This window comes from Campylobacter concisus (assembly GCF_003048605.1).
Taxonomy (GTDB): Bacteria; Campylobacterota; Campylobacteria; order Campylobacterales; family Campylobacteraceae; genus Campylobacter_A; species Campylobacter_A concisus_BM.
This window is the reverse complement of the sequence record NZ_PIRX01000002.1, coordinates 23794-41313: the sequence shown is the minus strand read 5'-3', so window position 1 is coordinate 41313 and position 17520 is coordinate 23794. Positions and strand designations below refer to the sequence as shown.

Below are 17520 nucleotides of genomic sequence, written 5' to 3'. Positions count from 1 at the left end.
CCCCTTTTAAATTTTAAAATTTAACTTTTGCTAGGCTAAATTTTAAAATTTAAAGGAGAGATTATGAGTAAATATAAAATTTATACCATTGTTGCACTTATCATCATGAGCGTTTGTTTTACTCTGCCAGTTCTTGGTTGGCACGGAGCAAAAGAGCGTATAGCTAATGGCGACGAGCTACCATCTTATGCTTACACTATCTACGATCTTTATAGCTCATTTCAGTATAAAAACCACCTTTTACCAAAAGAGGTGGCAAGTGATCTTCACAAGATGATCGAGCAAAAAGCAGAGATCGGCACACCATCTTTCCCTATCTGGTACGTATCTCTTGAAGCGCCAAACTATCCAAAGGCAGCCTTTCCAGATGGCATCCCAGTATATTTTCACGTAGATGGATATAGTGGCGACGTACACGAGATGAATACGATAAACCACTATATCGGCATGTATCCTATGGAGCATGGCGGAAATTTAGAGCGAGCGATCGCACCTTATTATCTACTTATCGCCACACTTTGCATGCTTGCGTTTTTATACTATGACGGTAAATTTAACTCACTTCTCATGGTGCCAACCATCATCGCACCAGTGCTATTTATGAGTGCATTTGTGGGCTGGCTATACTGGTACGGACACAATATGCAAGAGTGGGGCGCCTTTAAGATCAAGCCATTTATGCCAACCGTTTTAGGAGATGGTAGCGTGGCGCACTTTACTACGCACTCATACCCAACTATCGGCTTTTGGGTGATGATGGTGATGAGCGTGCTTTGCATACTTGCGGTATTTTCAAAGAAAAAAGAGCTAAATGCGTAAATTTTCTAAATTTGCCCTTGCTTTTTTGCCACTTTTTGGCTTTGCAAATGTCCTTCAAGATGCGATAAATAACGCTAGTCCTGGCGATGTGATAAAGCTGGGGGATGCCGTTTATGAAGGGGGCATAACGATAAATAAGCCTCTTACTATCATCGGCGAGGGCAAAAATGCCCACATAAAAGGTGACGGCAAGGGCAGCGTTATAAAGATCATCGCTTCAAACGTGACACTTAAAAATTTAAAGATAAGTGGCAGTGGCAACGACCTTGGCGAGCTTGACGCTGGCATAGGCTGTGACAAGGCAAATAATGTTGAAATTTCTAAAAACGACATAAGCGATGTGCTTTTTGGGATTGACTTTAAAGAGTGCAGCAGCTCAAAGATCACTGAAAACAACATCACCTCAAAAAAGGGCGCTAGTCTTGGCTTTAGAGGTGACGCGGTGAGACTTTGGTATAGCCATGAAAATTTGATCGAGCGCAACAACATCCGTGACAGCCGTGATATGGTCGCATGGTACGCAAGTCACAATAAATTTCTAAGCAACAAAGCAGTTGGCAGCAGATACTCGCTGCATTTTATGTATGCTAATCAAAATTTAGTCGAAAATAACGAATTTATCGGCAATGCTGTTGGTATGTTTTTTATGTATTCGGCTGGCTCAAATATAAAAAATAACCTCGTTATGGATAGTGATGGCGCTTTTGGTATCGGCATCGGACTAAAGGACGTTTCTGACTTTACGATAGAAAATAACACCCTTGTCTATAACGCGCGTGGTATCTTGCTTGATAACTCGCCGTTTCAGCCGGGATCAACTATAAATTTTATAGGCAATAAAATTTTACACAACGTAGTTGGCGTCTATTTTCACGCTACGCAAGGCACAAGCATCTTTGAAAACAACGACTTTATCGGCAATATGGACATCGTCGTAAACGACACCCCAGGCGAAAAGATGCTACTAAATAGATGGAGCAAGAACTATTATGATGAGTATGAGAGCTTTGATAGGGATAAAGATGGTTACGGCGACACGCCATTTTTGCACCTCTCATACATCGATCAGCTCTGGCAGTACTATCCAAATTTGCAGTTTTTCTATGGCTCTAGTGTCTTTAGCGTCTTAAATTTCTTAGCTAAACTAGCTCCATTTTCTGAACCGATAAAGCTACTTGAAGATAGTTCGCCTAGGATAAAACCGCTTGATGTTTCAAATTTCAACGCTTTAAAGGCGAAACGTGGATAGAAGAAATTTTATGATAATAGGCTCAGCCGCAGCGGTGGCTGGATACGCCATAGGCAAGTTTTTGCCAAAAAGTAGTGGCGACAAACTCTATCTTAGACCACCAGGTGCTGTTGATGACTTTGATGATCTTTGCGTCAAATGCGGTCAGTGCGTGCAAGTCTGCCCATATCACAGCATAAATTTACTTGATATAGAAGATGGCTACTCAAGTGGCTCAGCTCACATCGACGCCAAAGAGCGAGGATGCTACTTGTGCGACCTTTTCCCATGTGTGCTAGCCTGTCCTAGCGGTGCGCTCGATCACGCCACAAAGGTCGTGGGCGATGTCAAAATGGGCGTTGCAGTTTTAAGTGACACGGCGGCTTGTTTGAGCTTGAAAAGAGAAAATTTAAGCGAAACTGACGTTAAGCATCTGCTTGATCGCAAAGCCTATAACGACAGAGAAGAGGCGCTAAAAGATAAGATAAAAGGCAAGATCGGTCAAATTTGCGATCTTTGCGTCACGCTTTGCCCAGTTGGCGATAGCGCGATAGCAATGAGCGAGGCAAATTTACCACTTATAAAAAATGGCTGCGTGGGTTGTGGGGTTTGTGCTGAGGTCTGTCCAGCAAAGATCATAAATATCGCCCCAAAGATGAGCTATGATGAAATTTACAAGGAGAAAAAATGAGAGTAATAATACCTTTAGTAGCTGCTGCGTTGCTATTTGTCGGCTGTGAAAAGAGTGAGGACAAAGCGCAAGAGGCTGCTAGCGAGCAAGGTGCAAAAGTAGCGACGAGTGCTAGCATAAAGGTCGAAAAAAATGAAAACAACGAGAGTGCAAATAAGCAAAATGAATTTATAAAATACGATATGCACGGCGAAAAAAGCGTTAAATTTGGACTTGAAGATAACAACGTAAGCCGCCAGATCGGAGCGCTAGCCATGGTAAAAAGCCCGCTTCAAACTATAAATTTAAGGCTTATAAAGGGCAGGCTTAGCAAGGACTTCATCACAAAGTGCTCAGCCTGCCACGACGACTACGCAAATGGCATCATCGGACCATCTCTTCTAACAAAGAGCGAGGATGAAATTTATAAGATGATAAACGCTTACAAAGACAAAGAGAAGGTAAATGTGCTGATGCGTGATCTTGTTAAAAAGATGGATGAGAGTGAGATTAGAAAATTAGCCAAAGAGATAAGCGATTTTAACGCGCAGTTTAGGAGCAAACAATGAAAATCGGAAAAATCATAACGATCATTTTAGCGGTGCTAATATGTGGCATCATGGTGTTTATGCTAAGCCAAACTCCGCCTAAAAAGGAGAAATCAGAAGCTAGCGTTCAGCCAAAAGTGGAGCAAAATATCTCAAAAGAGCAGTCAAAGTCTAGCGAGGAATTTGCCAGCGAAGATGAGCTAAAAAAGGTAAAAGAGCTAAGCCTAAGCGTGGCTAAGACGCAAAATGAAGGCGTTAGCAAGCAATACCTAACCTCTTGCGCTCCGTGCCACGGCGCAAATGGCAAAGGCGTCGTAGCGCCTGATATCACTCATCTAAGCAAAGAGGATCTGCTAAAAAAACTAGCTGATTATAAGGCTGGCAAGGTGCAAAACACGCTTATGAAGGGCTTGCTGACAAATGTTAGCGACAGCGATCTAAACAGCCTTGCTGATGAAATTTCTAAATTTAAAAAGTAAAAATGGATAAATATAACGTTCGTGCGACCATTAGAAACGTAAGCTTTCTAAGCACGCTAATAACGACTACAAAAGATGGCAAAAAGCGTCCAAGCATACGTTTTTGGCGTATTTTTACCATCGTTTTAGTGCATCTTTTATTTGTGCTCTCTTACAGGGTCGATGTGCAAATTTTAGAGGGCGATATCAGCGCCTCAAGGATACTTGGCTTTCACCTAGCAGATGCATTTATGAGCTTGCAAGTCTTTTTGGCAACGCATGAAATTCATGTAAATTTGCTGATTGGCTCACTTAGTATCCTAGCTTTTTACATCATTTTTGGTGGCAGGGGCTTTTGTTCGTGGGTTTGCCCATACTCACTCATAAGCGAGATAGCTGAGAAAATTCACGAAAATTTACGCGCCAAAAAGATAGTAAAACCACGAGTTTTTGACGCAAAGTGGCGATATGCTTTTACCATTTTGTTTTTGGCTCTTAGCTTTGCTAGCTCAAGCCTAGTCTTTGAAATTTTTAACGTCGTTGGGATATTTTCAAGATTTATCATCTATGGCTACTTTCACGCTATCTGGCTAGTTGTGGCTATGCTTGTGGTTGAGATTTTCTTCTCACGCAGGGCGTGGTGCAGGTATGTTTGCCCTGTTGGAGCGACTTATTCGCTACTAGCTAAACCAAATGCGATAAAGGTCAGCTGGGATAAAGAAAAGTGCGATCACTGTTTAGTTTGCACTGATGTTTGCCTAGTGCCACACGTGCTTTTTATGACAAAAAAAGGCGCAAAAACTGATGATAGTAAAAAGCTCTTTAGGATAGCTGGGGCTGACTGCACACTTTGTGGCAGGTGTATCGACGTTTGCCACCAAGATGCACTTAAATTTGACAACGGCTTTAAGAAACTCATATAAGGAAATTTTTTGATAGATATAAAAGAAGTAACGAAAATTTTTGGCTCGCAAAAGATACTTGATAGCGTCAGTCTAAATGTAAAAGCTGGCGAAAAGATAGCGATACTTGGGCAAAATGGAGCTGGCAAAAGCTCGCTCATGCGTATCATCTTGGGCGAGTTTGTGCCAAATAGCGGAAGCGTCGCGATAAATGGTGTAAATACCCTAAAAGATAGAAAAGAGGCGCTAAAGTTTATCTCATTTGTACCGCAAACCCCGCCACCACTTAAATTTAGCCTGCGTGAGCTTTGCGAGTTTGTCTGCAAAAGCTCAAATGTAAAATTTGAAGATATTGAGAAATTTAGCAAGCTTTTAGAGCTTGACCTACATGCAAATTTAAATAAGTCCTTTTACAAACTCTCTGGCGGCATGAAGCAAAAGATGTTAATAGCCATCGCATTTGCCAAAGATAGTGAAATCTTGATGTTTGACGAACCAACGGCAAATTTAGATGTAAAAGCAAGGGAGTCTTTTAAAAATTTGCTCGATAATTTCACGCAAAATAAGACGCTAGTTTTCATCTCGCACCGCATAGACGAGATCGCTCATTTGCTTGATAGATGCGTCTATATGGACCTTGGCAAGATCATCAAAGAAGAAAATTTAAGGAGCAAGAGTGAATAACCTTTTTTTAATAGCAAAACTAGACGTCAAAGAGTCGTTTCGCTCGAGGTGGTTTGCGATCTATGCGCTTCTTTTTTCTGCTTTGATGATAGGATTTTTATTTAGCGGAGTGACCGACTCGCGCGTGCTAGGCTTTTCTGGGCTAACAAGGGCGCTACTTTTATTTATACAAATTTGCGTCATCATCGTGCCGATATTTATCCTAATTTCAACCGTTAGAAGCATAAATCAAGACAGGGACACAAACCTGCTTGAATACGTGCTAAGCTTCCCGCTAAGCCTTAAAGAGTACTACTTTGGCAAGGCGCTTGGGCGGACGTTTGTCGTTTTTGTGCCGCTTTTGTTCTCGCTTTTGCTTTGCGTGGTGGTTGGCTTTATAAAGGGCGTGTCGATACCTTGGGGCGTGCTGGTGCTTTACTTTGGCCTACTTTTTAGCCTAAGTATCGTCTTTTTATCGCTTGGCTTTTTCATATCAAGCCTTATTAAAAATCAAGAAACAGGCCAAGGCGTGGCGTTTTTGCTCTGGCTTATCATGCTAGCTTTTATCGACCTAGCGCTCATTGGACTGCTTATGCGAAGCTCTGTCGATGAGTACGTCATCTACACTATCGCGATGCTAAATCCGATCGAGCTTTTTAGGATAGCAGCGCTTAGCCTTTTTGATCCAAATTTAGCAGTCATCGGCACTGCGTCTTACTTTATCTTAGGCACATTTTCAAAAGCGACCTTCGTAGCTTACGCGATCATCTATCCCTTGGTGCTTGGCGCGATCTTGCTAGTTTGCGGCTATTTGGGCTTTAGCAAGAGAGATCTTGTTTGATTGTTTTTTGTTAAATAAGAGTTGGCTTTAAATTTAGACGAGGCTTGTATTATTCCACTTGTCCAACAAGAAACCTCCTTTTTGTAATGACCCCCTTTCCCCCAAAGGGGGTTTGTCTCTGAAATTTATGAAAAAATCAATTTTATTTTTAGCCTTTGCTGTTTTATCTCTAAGCGCAAACTGGGATGAAAATATGCAAAACTGCATCAACAAAAGTGACGCAAAAGCTTGCGAGAGCTTTACTAAAAAGCTTTCAAGCGAGTGTGAGAACAAAGACAAAACCTCTTGCTTTTTATATGCTGACATGCTAGGCCGAGGTCTTGGCGTGGAGAAAGATATGGTTAGATCTTATGAGATATTTAAGTCGCTTTGCGAAAATGGCAGCAGCGAAGCTTGCTACGAGCTAGCTACAAATATCTGCAAGGAAACGGCGTAGAGCAGAGCTTTGATCTATCTGCAAATGCCCTTGATAAAGCTTGCAAAATGGGCAGCAAACGAGCCTGCAACGTCTTAGAGCTTGTGCCTAAGAATTAGAATTTATAAATTTAATTGAGCTTTTTTGCAAATTTTAAAATTTACAAAGCAATCTAATCAAATTTAAATGTTTGCTTCTTTGTTAAGGGGGAAGAGGCTTGAATTACGAAGTCGCTCTCTTCCCCCTTAACGATCCCCTAACTCCGACAACGTTAGAAGTGGCATGCAAATGTGCTAACGCACTGCATGCGTTTTGTTTAGAAAATTCTGACAAATTTTAAAATCTTACTCACCCGCCTTAGCTCGCCACTAAATTTAGAGCCCGTGATATGCTCGCTCATAAATTTTTAAAATTTAAATCACATATTTTAAAAATAAATTTACTATTTTTGCAAATTTTAAAATTCCATTCACTCGCAAGAATTGACTACTGATTTTTGTATGATGCTTCCCATAAAATCAAATAGAATTTTTACACATCTCGTTTCGTATTTTTCTCTTTTGATTTTATAAAATTTTCCATAAGTTCCTGCTACTGATTTAAGCGGTTTTTACGCTGTGACCTAGATTTAGGGCTTATGGTTGATGTTTCGGTTAAAAATCTTAGTGTTTAACACTGAATACAAGAAAGAAACATAACCTAAATTTTATTTCGGAGTATCAAAAATGAAAAAAGCGTTTTTTTGTGGCGTTGATGTTTCTAAAGATAAAATCGATGTTTGTTTTTTAACTTCTGTTGCGAGTGAAAAAGCTAAGTTTGAAACACTGCCTAACAATTATGATCTTATTAAAGTTTATTTCAATAGTTTTAAAAATGATGAAATTTTAGTTGTTTTTGAAGCAACTTCAAATTATCATTTAGCACTTCAAAAGGCTTTATCTGATCTAAATATTCGATATAATGTTACAAATCCATATAAGGCTTCTTTATTTTTAAAGCATCTCAGCACTATTAAAACTGATGTAAATGATAGCTATGGCTTGGCTGTTTATGCTAGGACTTTTAAAAGTGAAATATTGCCTGATAAATATAACGCCGAATATTTACAAATCAAAAGCTACAACTCAACTTTAAATTTACTTCAAAAGCTTAACACTCAACTTAAAAATTTTAAACAATCTCAAAAACTTGTAAAAAATAGCGTTGTTGATGAAGTTATCGAAAATCTTATTAAAGAGATTGCAAAGCTTCAATCTATGCTTCAAAAGTTAGCTTTTGATCTTGTTAAAAAAACTATTCCTGAGACCGAAGAAATTATTAAAAGCAATAAAGGCTTTGGCATCGATCTAGCTTTAAATTTATTCCCACAACTACATTTTAATCGTGATAAGTCTGAAAAGCAGTTTGTCAGCTTCCTCGGTCTTAGTCCTAGAATTTTTCAAAGTGGCTCAAGCGTGCATAGAAATCAAAAGATAAATAAAATGGGTAGTTCTAACATAAGACGTATTTTATTTATGTCTGCTTTATGCGCTATTCGTTTTAACGAGAAATTTAAAGCACGTTATGATCGTTTAATCGCTAATGGTAAAAAGAAAATGGTTGCTATCGTTGCGGTTATGTGTGCGATAGTTCGCTATTTAAAAAGCTTATTCCCGTTTAATGCTGAAATAAAGGCTATTTAATGCGAAAGATACATTATAAGCTTATTCTTTCAGTCCTTGAAATTTTATCAACTAAAACAACTTTAACACGGGCTGATCTTTGCGATCATTTAAAGATTAGCAAGGCTTATCTTTCGCAAATTATCGGTAATAGATATTTAATAAAAAATCAAATTTTTTCAAAAAGGATAAACAATGGCAAAAAGCACAGCTCCATTAATGGATAGCACAAACGAAACACTTTACCGCGAAATTTACCAGTCGCTTAACCAGAATGCTGATTATTTCGAGCAAAAGATAAAGGTTTTGAAGGTTAAAAAGATTGAAGGCAAACAAAAATTTGATAAGGATAATAAACCTGTTGTAAATGAGTTTGGCGAGTTTGAAAGGTGGGACGATAGCTATGTTGTTACTTTTGTCGCACTTAACAGCGGTGGCGAGCATACAACAAGAATTACACAAGAGCAATACTTAGACTTAAAAGAAGATGAAGTATATATTGCTAGTGGCAAGATTGAATATAGACTTTACAAGGACGCATATAATTCAACTCCAGTTGTAGTCTTTAACAAATTTGTCCCTGCTATTGATAGCTTTGTCACGGCAATGTTAAAAATGGAGAGTATTAAAAACGGCTCGAATGCTTGAAAAATAGGGGCTAAAACTTAGCCCCACGCCTAGACTATCAGCAAGGTTAGGCGGGACAAGCTAAACTTTACTTAAGGTTAAAGAAAATGATTTATAAAGACGATAGATTTAAAATACTTCATCAAGGTATCGATACTTTAGTAATTGGGGTTAATTGCACCGATGAAAAATATTTTGATACTAAATTTTCAGCTTTTATCCACAAGATAGCTATGCTTAAACAGCAGGCGCAAAATTTACGCACGTTTGGCGAAAAATATGTGCTTGATGATTTGGGCTTTGAATATGGCAATTTCAAAGTATCAAGTAAGGGCTTGGGGCAATATTTTGGTTATTTTGCAAATGATGATATATTTTGCACTATATCGGACACAAAATTTAAGCCAAAGGGGCTATATCATTTAAAAATTCAGTTTAGAAGTGTATTTTTGCTTAAATATGGGCATATTAGGGCTTATGAGTTTGTAAATAAATTTTTAAATGATATATTTGGGGTTAATTTTCGTGTAAGCGTGCTAAGGCTTGATCTAGCTACTGATGTAACTGGGATAAAATATACTCCACAAGACTTTTTAAAATTTAGAAGTTTAAAGAGAATTTCTAATTACTCCGATCAATATAAAAAAGATGATGACGATTTAATAATTGATGAAAATTCGGCGACTTTTAGCGATATTACCGAAATAAATGTAAATAATTTTATGCGTTTTACTCGTTTTGAAGGTGTAAGCTTTGGTAAAAATCCGCATATGTTTAGGGTTTATGACAAGATAAAACAAGTTCAAAGCAAAAATATATCTACTTTAATTTTTACGAAGTGGGAGATTAACGGATTTAATCCAAAAATTGATCTTTTTGTTTTTAGACACGAAGCAGAATTTGGACGTTTAGCGATTAAAAGGCTAATCCCTATTAATGAAGAAAACGAGATAAGCTACATTTTTCGCCATTTAGGGGCGTTTTGGTCGCAAGGGCTTAGCATCTGTAAATGGTATGATCTAACTGATGATGAAGTCAATCGTTTAACTGCTGGGGCTATTCAGTCTGAAAGTGTGCGTAAAATTTACCAAAGATGTGATCTTGATACTAATCGGCTTAAATTTTGGGATTTTATATCTACTTGGGGCGATGATAAATTTAAAGCTCTTACTATGCATGATCTTATTCAGTCAAGAGATATCAAAAAAGCAAAAATGGCTTTAAAGGCTTTTGTTAGTGCGGTTTATACAAATTTAGGTGTTAGCGGTGAAAATTTTATTTATGTTTTCACCGAAACCTTAAAAGACCTTGAAAAGGACGGCTTAAGTCTTCACGAATATGGTTTATCAAAGCTTGCAGGTAATTTTTTAAAAAATGAAAAGACTATAAAAAATCAAAATTTAGATGTTGATAACCCGCTTTTTGATGTTTTTACTGCTTCTTTAAGTGATTTTTTTGTTGCAATTTCTCAAATAAGAAATAATGATTACAAGCGTCCTATTGAAACGGCTTTAAAGGCTATTAAATGAAGAAGTTAAATGCTTATGGTAGCTTAATAAGTGATCTTTTGCGTGGTGGTGATGAAATTTATTGTATTGATATTAAAAGCCCTTTTATTAAAAGGCTTTATGCTGAAAAGTTGGGCTTTGTTTGGGCTGATATTGTTGTTGGTAGCCGTCGATCTTTGTATTCTGCTTTTGATGAATTAAATGAGCTTTTTAAGCAAACAAATTTAAAAAAGCTTTTAGAAGATCACGGCTATTCGTTGCGAAATGGTCGTAAGTATATATTTGCCATTAAGCAATTTAAATTAGATTTATTTTAAGGAGTTTTTTATGTCACTTCAGTTTTCTGATGTTGTTCGTGGTGCTGAATTGCCTCATTATTATGCTTCTACTGCTAAGGGGCGGATTAATTTTGTTTTTCATCATGTATCTGATCGACCTTATTTTTATGAAACTTCTAGCATTCAATTTTATAAAAATACTGATACTAATACTTTGATGATTAAAGATTTTTCTTTTCCGCTTTATAATGGTAATAATGAATTTTTTAGTTGTGATCGTATGCTTTTTCGTGGTTTTGGTTTTAAGCCTTCTTTTGATTATTATGTTAGTGGGCTTTATCCTGAAGTTGATTATGGCATTGCATCTTCTACTTTGAAAGCTGAGCTCGACTCTTTAAAAGAAACTTTTGTTGATGGCGATAGACCTTCTTTTAAAGATTTATCTTTAAATTTAAATAATAATTGTAATCCCTTCGCTTCTTTAGCTCCTGGTTCTCTTGTTGCTGTAAGTGGTTTTACTAATTTGTTTCTTGTTAATAAGGCTTATTCTTTACATTTAAGTTCTTTTAAAATTATCGTTTTTTATGAGCTTTGGAGTATCAATTTTGCTTCTTCGAAATTAAATGAAGTATTTTTACAACGTCTTTTTTGTCCTGCTTCTTTGCTTGATCGTGCAAATTTAGATGATGCAAAACAATATAAAGAAGCTGTTTTACTTCGTTATGTTTTTGGTGGTAATAATTTTGAAGAAGTAACTGGTTATCAAGAAGAAGACGGCGTTGATTTTAAAATTGGTATTGCTAATGTTCTTGATACTCCACACATGGATACTTTATAATGCCAGCTCGTATTAATTCTAATTTTTGGTCTGCTCCAAAGAATTCAAGTGATTTTAAGCCTTTTACAATTAATTCAGCTGATGTTACTGCTGGGGCTGGTGGTATTCTTGCAGGTGCTGCTTTGTTTGGTGTCAGTAAATATGTTGAAAAGCAGTTGCAAAACAGTAGTTCTTCGGATGAAGTTTTAGGTAATATTGTTACTAAGAATAGTGAAGTTGTTTCATCTACTAAAACTGAAAGTGAAAAGCCTGCTCCTGCTGATGCTTCTAAGTTAGGTAATTTTTTACCTAATACAAATTTACTTAATATTCTCGCTAATCAAAATCAAATTTTGCAAATTCTTTGTTCTGGGTTACTTTCTTCTTCTTTATCTGCTTCTCAATCCGTAGAAGAAAACAAAAATGTAAATCTAAATGATAAGAGCAAGGCTGAAGCAAATCAAGAAGCTATCGTTAGGCGTGAAAATTTATATAGTCAGCCTTTTACCATTAAAGGACGTGTTATAAAAGACAGTAATGGTTTTTGGCTTGATCCTATCACTCAAAAGTTTTATAACCCTATAAATGGTGATCGTATTTTTGAAAATGATTTAACTTCTTTTAAAACTGAAACTCATACAAATACAAATGTTGGTAGTGGTTCGGCTGTTTCGGCTGATGTAAATTTTAAAGAAGTTCTAAAATCTCAAGCAAATATTAATAGCGAAATTTCTAAGTATATATCAACTATTGGCGAAAATCAAAAGGTTTATAATCAAAATTTAGAAAAGCTTGTTACTAATTCAAAAGGGTATTCGCAGGCTATAAAAGAAGGCTTAGCAGGTGTAAAACTTGATGCAAAAGTTGATGTTAAAAATCGTGTTGATGCTTCTTTGAGCCTTGATCGTCCTGTTGAAATTTCTTTGCCAGCTTCTTATGCTGAAAATCAAAAAATACTTAGTGAAAACTCTACTAAAACACTTGAAATTTATAAAGAAAAGGCGGAGTATGACAAAACTTCAGTTGCTATTAAAGACCTTGACGGCAACACTATCGCAAAGGCTTCACCGCGTGAGATAGCTCTATCTCGTCAAGCTGTTCAAGCTCGCACTTATACCGATGAAAACAATTTTGAGCTAGATAATGAAGCTCTTGATCTTTTTGATTTGCCTATGCCAAATTTTAAAGACCTTTTTGATACTGAATTGCCTAGTAAAACTTTACTTAAGGATGTTGAATAATGGCTGAAAAACAATCTGAAGCAGGTAGAATTTTAAAACTTGGTATTGATGAAATGTTTGAAGACCTTACTTATAATGTCGCTTACGATCAAGTTTTAAAACGTTTAAAAAATAGCGGTATGGATGACGGCATTTTAAAAGATGCTATCAATAGTGGTATTACGATTATGTTTAGTGCCGCTTTGATGAAATATATCCAAATTCAAGAAAATGTAGTTAGTAAAATAATGTCTATCGTCTATGCTGGCGTTATTGCTTTACTTTCTCCGCTTGGTCGATATGCCAAAAACAAGCTTGGAAAGATTAAAGGAGCAAAACTTAATCGTATGATTGGCTTTTTAACTGGTAATTTTTCTGATCGTGTTGGTGTTGCTCAAGTTCTTGTTAATTGTGGTAACCAAATCATTAATACTAATAATTCTAATAGTTCTGCTCTACAAAATGCAAATGTTATTGTTGGGCAACGTCAGCACATTTTAGAAACTAAAAATCAAGAATTTAACTATGCAAAGGCTAAGGTTGATAATATAAATCAAACTTTACTTTTTAAGCTTTTTAGCTCTCGTTTTACTCCGCAAGATAAAGAAGTTTTAAGGCGTATAACTGGAAGTGATAAGATCGACATTGATGCTTTAAACCATGTTGCTGATTTTATGTTTGTCACTGATGATAGCGGTAATGTTTTAGGTCTTAGTGAAATGTTTATAACTATGATGAATGGCTTGGGTTATTTTAACGGAAAGGATAAAAATCGTGGCTCTTGATTGTGAAAGTGCATTTGCTAAAGAAATGGAAAAATTTGATACTCTTGGGGCTATTCTTGCTCGTATTGAGAAAATTTTAAATGATCATATCGTCAATAAGCCTGAAGAGAAAAAAGATATTGGCTCTCTTGAAGAAACAAATCGACTTCTAAAAATTCTTTGTCAAGATCTTGTAGGTAAAGAATAATGGTATCTCTTTTGTGTGGGTGTTGTCCTTCTTTCGAGCCTTTTGTCCCCCAAATTTTTCGTGCTGGTTATTTTGATTTTTCTGTTCGTGATTTGACTAATGATGATGAGAGTGAATTAATGTTTCATAGTAATGTTGCAAATTATCAAATGGGGACTTTTCGAATTAGTTTTTCTCTTTTTAATTGTCGTTTTTATACTTATTATGGTCGTTTTTGCAATGACCCTTCTTATCCTTTGAAACCTGCTACTTTTGCTGACTATCCTTTTAATTATGATTATCCAGATTTAGCGCCTGATCCTAAGGATATAAAATTTGAAGATTATATTAAAGGTGCTTTTTTTACTTTTAATGATCATAAAGAATTTAGATTGGATTTTCCTACTGTGGCTGAATTTTTAAATGTTTTTAATAGCTTTAACCCCAATATTTTGGTTGATGATTACGTCTTTTTTCTTGGTCCTAGAGAACCTTATTTAAACGCTCGTAACCCTGATACTTTCGTTAAATTTTGCAAAGAATTTACTCCTTTATCATTTGATGTTGCTTATTCTCGTTTTAAAAATAGTGCAATAAATTCTTATAGTGCTCTATTAAATTGTGTTCCTAATTTTTCTGATTTTTCAAATAATCTTTACATGGATTATATGAATAAGCATGACTATTATTTTAATAAGGATTATTATGCCAATCTATAAAATTACTCAACAGCAGGGTAATAGAGTTATTACTTCTACGCTTGAAGCTAAAAGCGTTCCTGATTTGATAGCTTTTTTAACTGCCGTTTCCACTGCTGAAATCAAGTATATTTATAAGGTTGAGTTTGAAACTCAAAAAACAAATTTTCCACCTGATGACTTCAATTACAATAAGCAATTTAAAGCTTTTGTTTCTAATAAAAATCGTATGTGTAAGCAAATTTTACTTCATAATGTTAAAAAGACTAAAAACGAAAATGAATTATCCACGCTTATCAAAACACATCTTGAAGTTGGTGGCTTAGCTGTTAAAGGGGTTTCTTGTTCTTTATTTATGGATAAGTAAAAATTAATCTTGCTTATCTATAATTACATTAATTCTATTTTTTAGAAAGAAAGGACTATTATGCTTAATAAATTTTTTTTATTATGTTTGTTTTTTAGTCTTTCTTTTTCTAGTTCAAGATTTGATAATTTTAAAAAGGCTTTTATGGATATAAGTTCTTCTGAAGCCGCTTTTGTTCTTTGTCGCAATTATTCTTATCTTGAAACAGTTTCTTGCAATGGTTATCCACCTTTGGTCGATAATGATAATTGTGTTGTCGAATATGTGTTGTTTAATGATGCTAATGCTTTGCATGAAGCCGAAACTTATCTTGATAAGCAGTTTTGCTCGGTAGATTTTTTAAGAGCTTTTCTTTTTTCTAAAGCTACTCTTATAGCTAAATTTTATAATTCTAATGGTTCTTTACAAAAGACTAAACGTTATAACCAGTATAACCGTCCAGCTTGCACCTTGCTAAGATAATCTTATCCTCGTTTCTGTCTTCTCTTCAAACACGGCATCACCACCGCTCTGCGGTGTGTGCCGTGTTTTCTCTTTCTTCCCCCTAAGCCTGCTTTTTTTCCTTTTAGTCTTTACCCATTACCGATCCTTTTCCCTGCTTAATTGATTTCGTTTGCGTTGTGGCGTTAGTTTTCTGCTAATGGCTTGAAAGAACTTCAAATTTATAGTATTTTTTAGCTGGCTAACGCCACGCAAACACATCGCGGACGAAAACCGCTAGCGGTTTGAGCGTCGCTGAAGCGTCCGCTTAATATATTCTTAATTATTTAACTTTTTCTTTTTTGCTTAATATTCTCTTGTTTAAAACGTTTTAACAAAAAAAACAAATCAAAAAAGTCTAAATGACGAGAAAGGATATAAAAAAATGTTAAGACAACAAATTGACGGACTTTATTCGAAAAGTCTTGTTTTTTCAACTGGTAGCGACGAAAGCGCTTTGATCCCACTTCTTGCTGGCAAGATCGAAACTTATTCCTCTTTTCAAGAAGGTGGCACAGCCGTTACAGCTACGCCAGACCCACTAAATCGTAAAAGTGTTATTGTCGGTGCTAAAACTCCGACAGGTAGGGTTTCAACTATGATAACCATTCCACACGTTAAGCAAAGCTATATGTATCAAAATTTTGTAGCAGATTTTAAAAATAATCTTAATGCTAGTTTTGATGATACGACTAAATGCGATTACGTTACTTTGAAATTTGATAGGCTATAAGGAGTAAAAAATGGCTGAAAAAGTTTTAATTAAAAATACGATAAATGGTAGAACTTATAGTTTTTCTCTTCCTTGCTCTGGTGCAGAAGCGCAAACGTTTTGCGCTAATGCTCTTGAAGGCACTTATCACATTCTTTATAGGGACGCTGAGCAAGGCAATTCAAACGAGCCTAGCGTTATTGAATACACTATTACTGGCAAAAGTCAAGCAGGTCATAAGGCTACATTTAGCTTTTACTCAAAACCTAGTATTGACGAAGCTCAGGTCAAAACGGCTCTCGCTGGCAAAACATTTAACGGCGTTAAATTTGATGATATTTATATCATTGGCGCAAGAACTGTTAAATAATGTTTTCTTTTTTAAAATTTAGCTCTCTACTTAGTAGGGGGCTAGTTATTCATATCCTTGCTTATTCAACTCTAGTTTTATATATATTTTTTCTTAGAAATAGCATTAACGATCTTGAAGCTGAAGCAACTAAATTAAAAGCTGATCTAGCTGTTGAAAAGCTAGCTACTCAAAACGCTTTTTTAATCATTGATAATCAAAATTCTAAAATCGAGCAATTAAAAATTGATAGTGAAAAACTTTCTTTAAATAATAGCTCGCTAAGTCAAGAATTAAATAAACGCTTTGGTGAGATTAAAATACCTAATAATAGTGATTATTGCGAAAAACTAAAGTTTTATGATAATTTGCTTTTGGAGTTCAACAATGACTACTATAAGAAATAAAATTTACTTTTTTATCTTTCTTTCTTATATTGTGTTATTTGTTGGCTGTTCTGCTAAAGCTCCGCAAACTACTATCCAAAAGGTCTATATCCCCATAAAGTGTGATGTAAAACTTCCTAAAAAGCCTTTGTTTAATCCAGCTGATCCAGATAGTTTAAAGGGGCTTATAATCTATTATATTCAGATAGAAAATTTATTAAAAGGATGTATAAATGGATAATTTTAATAAAGATGATGATTATTTAATCGTTGTTTTTATTATAGGCTTTATCGCTTCTATCTTAAATTTTGATCACGTTGATTATAAAAGGGCAAAGTATAAAATTCTTTCCTTTCTTTTGAGTTCTCTTAGTTCTATGTTTCTTTGTTGGATAAGCTATGAGATATTTTTTTACTTCTTAAATAATCTTAAAGTTTCTCTTGCTCTTAGTGGCTTCGTTTCTTGGCGTGGCACCGAGTGGATAAATTCGATCATTGATAGAGCTATTAATAAAAAACTTGAAAAGGAGTGATAATATGACACTTGGCGAAAATCAAGAAGCGTTCATGTGTGACGTTGAAAAGCTTTTGATCTATCTTCATATAAACGGCTATTCTGTAAGGGGTGGCGAGCTTGAAAGGACGCAAGCCCAGCAAGAAATTTACTATAATACTGGCAAAAGCAGGACGTTGCAGTCAAATCACTTAAAACGTTGTGCTATTGATCTTCATATTTTTAAAAATGGCGTATGGCTTCAATCTAAGCAAGACTTGCAAGAAATAGGCAATTACTGGGAGAGCTTAAATAGTTTAAATCGTTGGGGTGGCAATTTTAGTTCTTTTCTTGATACGCCACACTTTGAAAGAAATTGTTAAAATTTCTTGACATTTATCTTAAAATCTAGGTCTCGCAAAGCTTGCC

27 protein-coding genes are annotated in these 17520 nt (G+C 35.7%); all 27 read left to right on the top strand.

Translation table 11 applies throughout. The annotated features are described in order from the left end of the window. Positions 1-63: 63 nt before the first annotated feature. Positions 64-819, top strand: a complete 756-nt coding sequence (locus CVS86_RS01425; protein WP_021086571.1) for a hypothetical protein — start codon at positions 64-66, stop codon at positions 817-819. Then, complete coding sequence (locus CVS86_RS01420; RefSeq protein WP_107790747.1) at positions 812-2068, top strand: nitrous oxide reductase family maturation protein NosD; 1257 nt, start codon at positions 812-814, stop codon at positions 2066-2068. Before CVS86_RS01425 ends, CVS86_RS01420 begins: the two co-directional genes overlap by 8 nt. Then, on the top strand, positions 2061-2738 hold the full coding sequence (locus CVS86_RS01415) for a 4Fe-4S dicluster domain-containing protein (RefSeq protein WP_107790746.1): 678 nt from the start codon (positions 2061-2063) through the stop codon (positions 2736-2738). The genes CVS86_RS01420 and CVS86_RS01415 overlap by 8 nt, the downstream gene beginning before the upstream one ends. Further along, positions 2735-3286: a c-type cytochrome gene (locus tag CVS86_RS01410; protein WP_107790745.1), complete on the top strand. Its 552-nt coding sequence runs from the start codon at positions 2735-2737 to the stop codon at positions 3284-3286. Before CVS86_RS01415 ends, CVS86_RS01410 begins: the two co-directional genes overlap by 4 nt. Then, positions 3283-3744, top strand: a complete 462-nt coding sequence (locus CVS86_RS01405; protein ID WP_107790744.1) for a c-type cytochrome — start codon at positions 3283-3285, stop codon at positions 3742-3744. Before CVS86_RS01410 ends, CVS86_RS01405 begins: the two co-directional genes overlap by 4 nt. 2 nt (positions 3745-3746) lie before the next feature. Beyond that, positions 3747-4646: a NapH/MauN family ferredoxin-type protein gene (locus CVS86_RS01400; RefSeq protein ID WP_107790743.1), complete on the top strand. Its 900-nt coding sequence runs from the start codon at positions 3747-3749 to the stop codon at positions 4644-4646. Between the two features lie 9 nt (positions 4647-4655). Beyond that, the gene (locus CVS86_RS01395) at positions 4656-5309 is read left to right on the top strand and encodes an ABC transporter ATP-binding protein (protein WP_021083997.1); all 654 of its coding nucleotides are present in this window, start codon (positions 4656-4658) and stop codon (positions 5307-5309) included. Further along, a complete protein-coding gene (locus tag CVS86_RS01390) occupies positions 5302-6129 on the top strand; it encodes an ABC transporter permease (RefSeq protein ID WP_002941509.1) in 828 nt (275 codons plus the stop codon). Before CVS86_RS01395 ends, CVS86_RS01390 begins: the two co-directional genes overlap by 8 nt. Positions 6130-6256: 127 nt before the next feature. After that, the gene (locus CVS86_RS01385; RefSeq protein ID WP_234399209.1) at positions 6257-6565 is read left to right on the top strand and encodes a sel1 repeat family protein; all 309 of its coding nucleotides are present in this window, start codon (positions 6257-6259) and stop codon (positions 6563-6565) included. Next, the gene (locus CVS86_RS09950) at positions 6523-6663 is read left to right on the top strand and encodes a hypothetical protein (protein ID WP_234399208.1); all 141 of its coding nucleotides are present in this window, start codon (positions 6523-6525) and stop codon (positions 6661-6663) included. Before CVS86_RS01385 ends, CVS86_RS09950 begins: the two co-directional genes overlap by 43 nt. 606 nt (positions 6664-7269) lie before the next feature. Beyond that, the gene (locus tag CVS86_RS01380) at positions 7270-8226 is read left to right on the top strand and encodes a transposase (protein ID WP_107790742.1); all 957 of its coding nucleotides are present in this window, start codon (positions 7270-7272) and stop codon (positions 8224-8226) included. Positions 8227-8400: 174 nt separating this feature from the next. Next, entirely contained in the window at positions 8401-8853 is a 453-nt protein-coding gene (locus CVS86_RS01370; protein WP_107790741.1) for a hypothetical protein, read from the top strand. Between the two features lie 86 nt (positions 8854-8939). Beyond that, on the top strand, positions 8940-10361 hold the full coding sequence (locus CVS86_RS01365; protein ID WP_107790740.1) for a hypothetical protein: 1422 nt from the start codon (positions 8940-8942) through the stop codon (positions 10359-10361). Continuing rightward, complete coding sequence (locus CVS86_RS01360; RefSeq protein ID WP_012140353.1) at positions 10358-10657, top strand: hypothetical protein; 300 nt, start codon at positions 10358-10360, stop codon at positions 10655-10657. The genes CVS86_RS01365 and CVS86_RS01360 overlap by 4 nt, the downstream gene beginning before the upstream one ends. Positions 10658-10667: 10 nt before the next feature. Further along, positions 10668-11456: a hypothetical protein gene (locus tag CVS86_RS01355; RefSeq protein ID WP_107790739.1), complete on the top strand. Its 789-nt coding sequence runs from the start codon at positions 10668-10670 to the stop codon at positions 11454-11456. Next, a complete protein-coding gene (locus CVS86_RS01350; protein WP_107790738.1) occupies positions 11456-12676 on the top strand; it encodes a hypothetical protein in 1221 nt (406 codons plus the stop codon). The genes CVS86_RS01355 and CVS86_RS01350 overlap by 1 nt, the downstream gene beginning before the upstream one ends. After that, a complete protein-coding gene (locus CVS86_RS01345; RefSeq protein ID WP_048809875.1) occupies positions 12676-13440 on the top strand; it encodes a hypothetical protein in 765 nt (254 codons plus the stop codon). Before CVS86_RS01350 ends, CVS86_RS01345 begins: the two co-directional genes overlap by 1 nt. Continuing rightward, complete coding sequence (locus CVS86_RS01340; protein WP_107790737.1) at positions 13430-13627, top strand: hypothetical protein; 198 nt, start codon at positions 13430-13432, stop codon at positions 13625-13627. The genes CVS86_RS01345 and CVS86_RS01340 overlap by 11 nt, the downstream gene beginning before the upstream one ends. Continuing rightward, on the top strand, positions 13627-14325 hold the full coding sequence (locus tag CVS86_RS01335; protein ID WP_107790736.1) for a hypothetical protein: 699 nt from the start codon (positions 13627-13629) through the stop codon (positions 14323-14325). The genes CVS86_RS01340 and CVS86_RS01335 overlap by 1 nt, the downstream gene beginning before the upstream one ends. After that, entirely contained in the window at positions 14312-14671 is a 360-nt protein-coding gene (locus tag CVS86_RS01330) for a hypothetical protein (RefSeq protein ID WP_048809877.1), read from the top strand. The genes CVS86_RS01335 and CVS86_RS01330 overlap by 14 nt, the downstream gene beginning before the upstream one ends. Before the next feature lie 60 nt (positions 14672-14731). Next, entirely contained in the window at positions 14732-15133 is a 402-nt protein-coding gene (locus CVS86_RS01325; RefSeq protein WP_103607843.1) for a hypothetical protein, read from the top strand. Between the two features lie 403 nt (positions 15134-15536). Further along, positions 15537-15884: a hypothetical protein gene (locus CVS86_RS01320; protein ID WP_012140358.1), complete on the top strand. Its 348-nt coding sequence runs from the start codon at positions 15537-15539 to the stop codon at positions 15882-15884. 10 nt (positions 15885-15894) lie between these two features. Continuing rightward, positions 15895-16233 carry a hypothetical protein gene (locus CVS86_RS01315; protein ID WP_103576213.1) on the top strand — a complete coding sequence of 113 codons (339 nt, stop codon included), beginning with the start codon at positions 15895-15897 and terminating at the stop codon, positions 16231-16233. Continuing rightward, the gene (locus CVS86_RS01310) at positions 16233-16619 is read left to right on the top strand and encodes a hypothetical protein (RefSeq protein WP_107790735.1); all 387 of its coding nucleotides are present in this window, start codon (positions 16233-16235) and stop codon (positions 16617-16619) included. The genes CVS86_RS01315 and CVS86_RS01310 overlap by 1 nt, the downstream gene beginning before the upstream one ends. Beyond that, positions 16600-16839, top strand: coding sequence for a hypothetical protein (locus tag CVS86_RS01305; RefSeq protein ID WP_107790734.1), 240 nt, complete (start codon positions 16600-16602; stop codon positions 16837-16839). Before CVS86_RS01310 ends, CVS86_RS01305 begins: the two co-directional genes overlap by 20 nt. After that, positions 16832-17131, top strand: a complete 300-nt coding sequence (locus CVS86_RS01300) for a hypothetical protein (protein WP_107790733.1) — start codon at positions 16832-16834, stop codon at positions 17129-17131. The genes CVS86_RS01305 and CVS86_RS01300 overlap by 8 nt, the downstream gene beginning before the upstream one ends. Before the next feature lie 4 nt (positions 17132-17135). Then, on the top strand, positions 17136-17474 hold the full coding sequence (locus CVS86_RS01295) for a M15 family metallopeptidase (RefSeq protein ID WP_107790732.1): 339 nt from the start codon (positions 17136-17138) through the stop codon (positions 17472-17474). Positions 17475-17520 lie beyond the last annotated feature (46 nt).

Bases quoted from the DNA above. Each gene is read 5' to 3' on its own strand.
- CVS86_RS01360 (WP_012140353.1), top strand. From the start codon at position 10,358: ATGAAGAAGTTAAATGCTTATGGTAGCTTAATAAGTGATCTTTTGCGT.
- CVS86_RS01325 (WP_103607843.1), top strand. From the start codon at position 14,732: ATGCTTAATAAATTTTTTTTATTATGTTTGTTTTTTAGTCTTTCTTTT.
- CVS86_RS01410 (WP_107790745.1), top strand. From the start codon at position 2,735: ATGAGAGTAATAATACCTTTAGTAGCTGCTGCGTTGCTATTTGTCGGC.
- CVS86_RS01305 (WP_107790734.1), top strand. From the start codon at position 16,600: ATGACTACTATAAGAAATAAAATTTACTTTTTTATCTTTCTTTCTTAT.
- CVS86_RS01385 (WP_234399209.1), top strand. From the start codon at position 6,257: ATGAAAAAATCAATTTTATTTTTAGCCTTTGCTGTTTTATCTCTAAGC.
- CVS86_RS01355 (WP_107790739.1), top strand. From the start codon at position 10,668: ATGTCACTTCAGTTTTCTGATGTTGTTCGTGGTGCTGAATTGCCTCAT.
- CVS86_RS01405 (WP_107790744.1), top strand. From the start codon at position 3,283: ATGAAAATCGGAAAAATCATAACGATCATTTTAGCGGTGCTAATATGT.
- CVS86_RS01425 (WP_021086571.1), top strand. From the start codon at position 64: ATGAGTAAATATAAAATTTATACCATTGTTGCACTTATCATCATGAGC.
- CVS86_RS01300 (WP_107790733.1), top strand. From the start codon at position 16,832: ATGGATAATTTTAATAAAGATGATGATTATTTAATCGTTGTTTTTATT.
- CVS86_RS01295 (WP_107790732.1), top strand. From the start codon at position 17,136: ATGACACTTGGCGAAAATCAAGAAGCGTTCATGTGTGACGTTGAAAAG.
- CVS86_RS01420 (WP_107790747.1), top strand. From the start codon at position 812: ATGCGTAAATTTTCTAAATTTGCCCTTGCTTTTTTGCCACTTTTTGGC.
- CVS86_RS01315 (WP_103576213.1), top strand. From the start codon at position 15,895: ATGGCTGAAAAAGTTTTAATTAAAAATACGATAAATGGTAGAACTTAT.
- CVS86_RS01400 (WP_107790743.1), top strand. From the start codon at position 3,747: ATGGATAAATATAACGTTCGTGCGACCATTAGAAACGTAAGCTTTCTA.
- CVS86_RS01380 (WP_107790742.1), top strand. From the start codon at position 7,270: ATGAAAAAAGCGTTTTTTTGTGGCGTTGATGTTTCTAAAGATAAAATC.
- CVS86_RS01350 (WP_107790738.1), top strand. From the start codon at position 11,456: ATGCCAGCTCGTATTAATTCTAATTTTTGGTCTGCTCCAAAGAATTCA.
- CVS86_RS01330 (WP_048809877.1), top strand. From the start codon at position 14,312: ATGCCAATCTATAAAATTACTCAACAGCAGGGTAATAGAGTTATTACT.
- CVS86_RS01370 (WP_107790741.1), top strand. From the start codon at position 8,401: ATGGCAAAAAGCACAGCTCCATTAATGGATAGCACAAACGAAACACTT.
- CVS86_RS01345 (WP_048809875.1), top strand. From the start codon at position 12,676: ATGGCTGAAAAACAATCTGAAGCAGGTAGAATTTTAAAACTTGGTATT.
- CVS86_RS01335 (WP_107790736.1), top strand. From the start codon at position 13,627: ATGGTATCTCTTTTGTGTGGGTGTTGTCCTTCTTTCGAGCCTTTTGTC.
- CVS86_RS01310 (WP_107790735.1), top strand. From the start codon at position 16,233: ATGTTTTCTTTTTTAAAATTTAGCTCTCTACTTAGTAGGGGGCTAGTT.
- CVS86_RS01365 (WP_107790740.1), top strand. From the start codon at position 8,940: ATGATTTATAAAGACGATAGATTTAAAATACTTCATCAAGGTATCGAT.
- CVS86_RS01320 (WP_012140358.1), top strand. From the start codon at position 15,537: ATGTTAAGACAACAAATTGACGGACTTTATTCGAAAAGTCTTGTTTTT.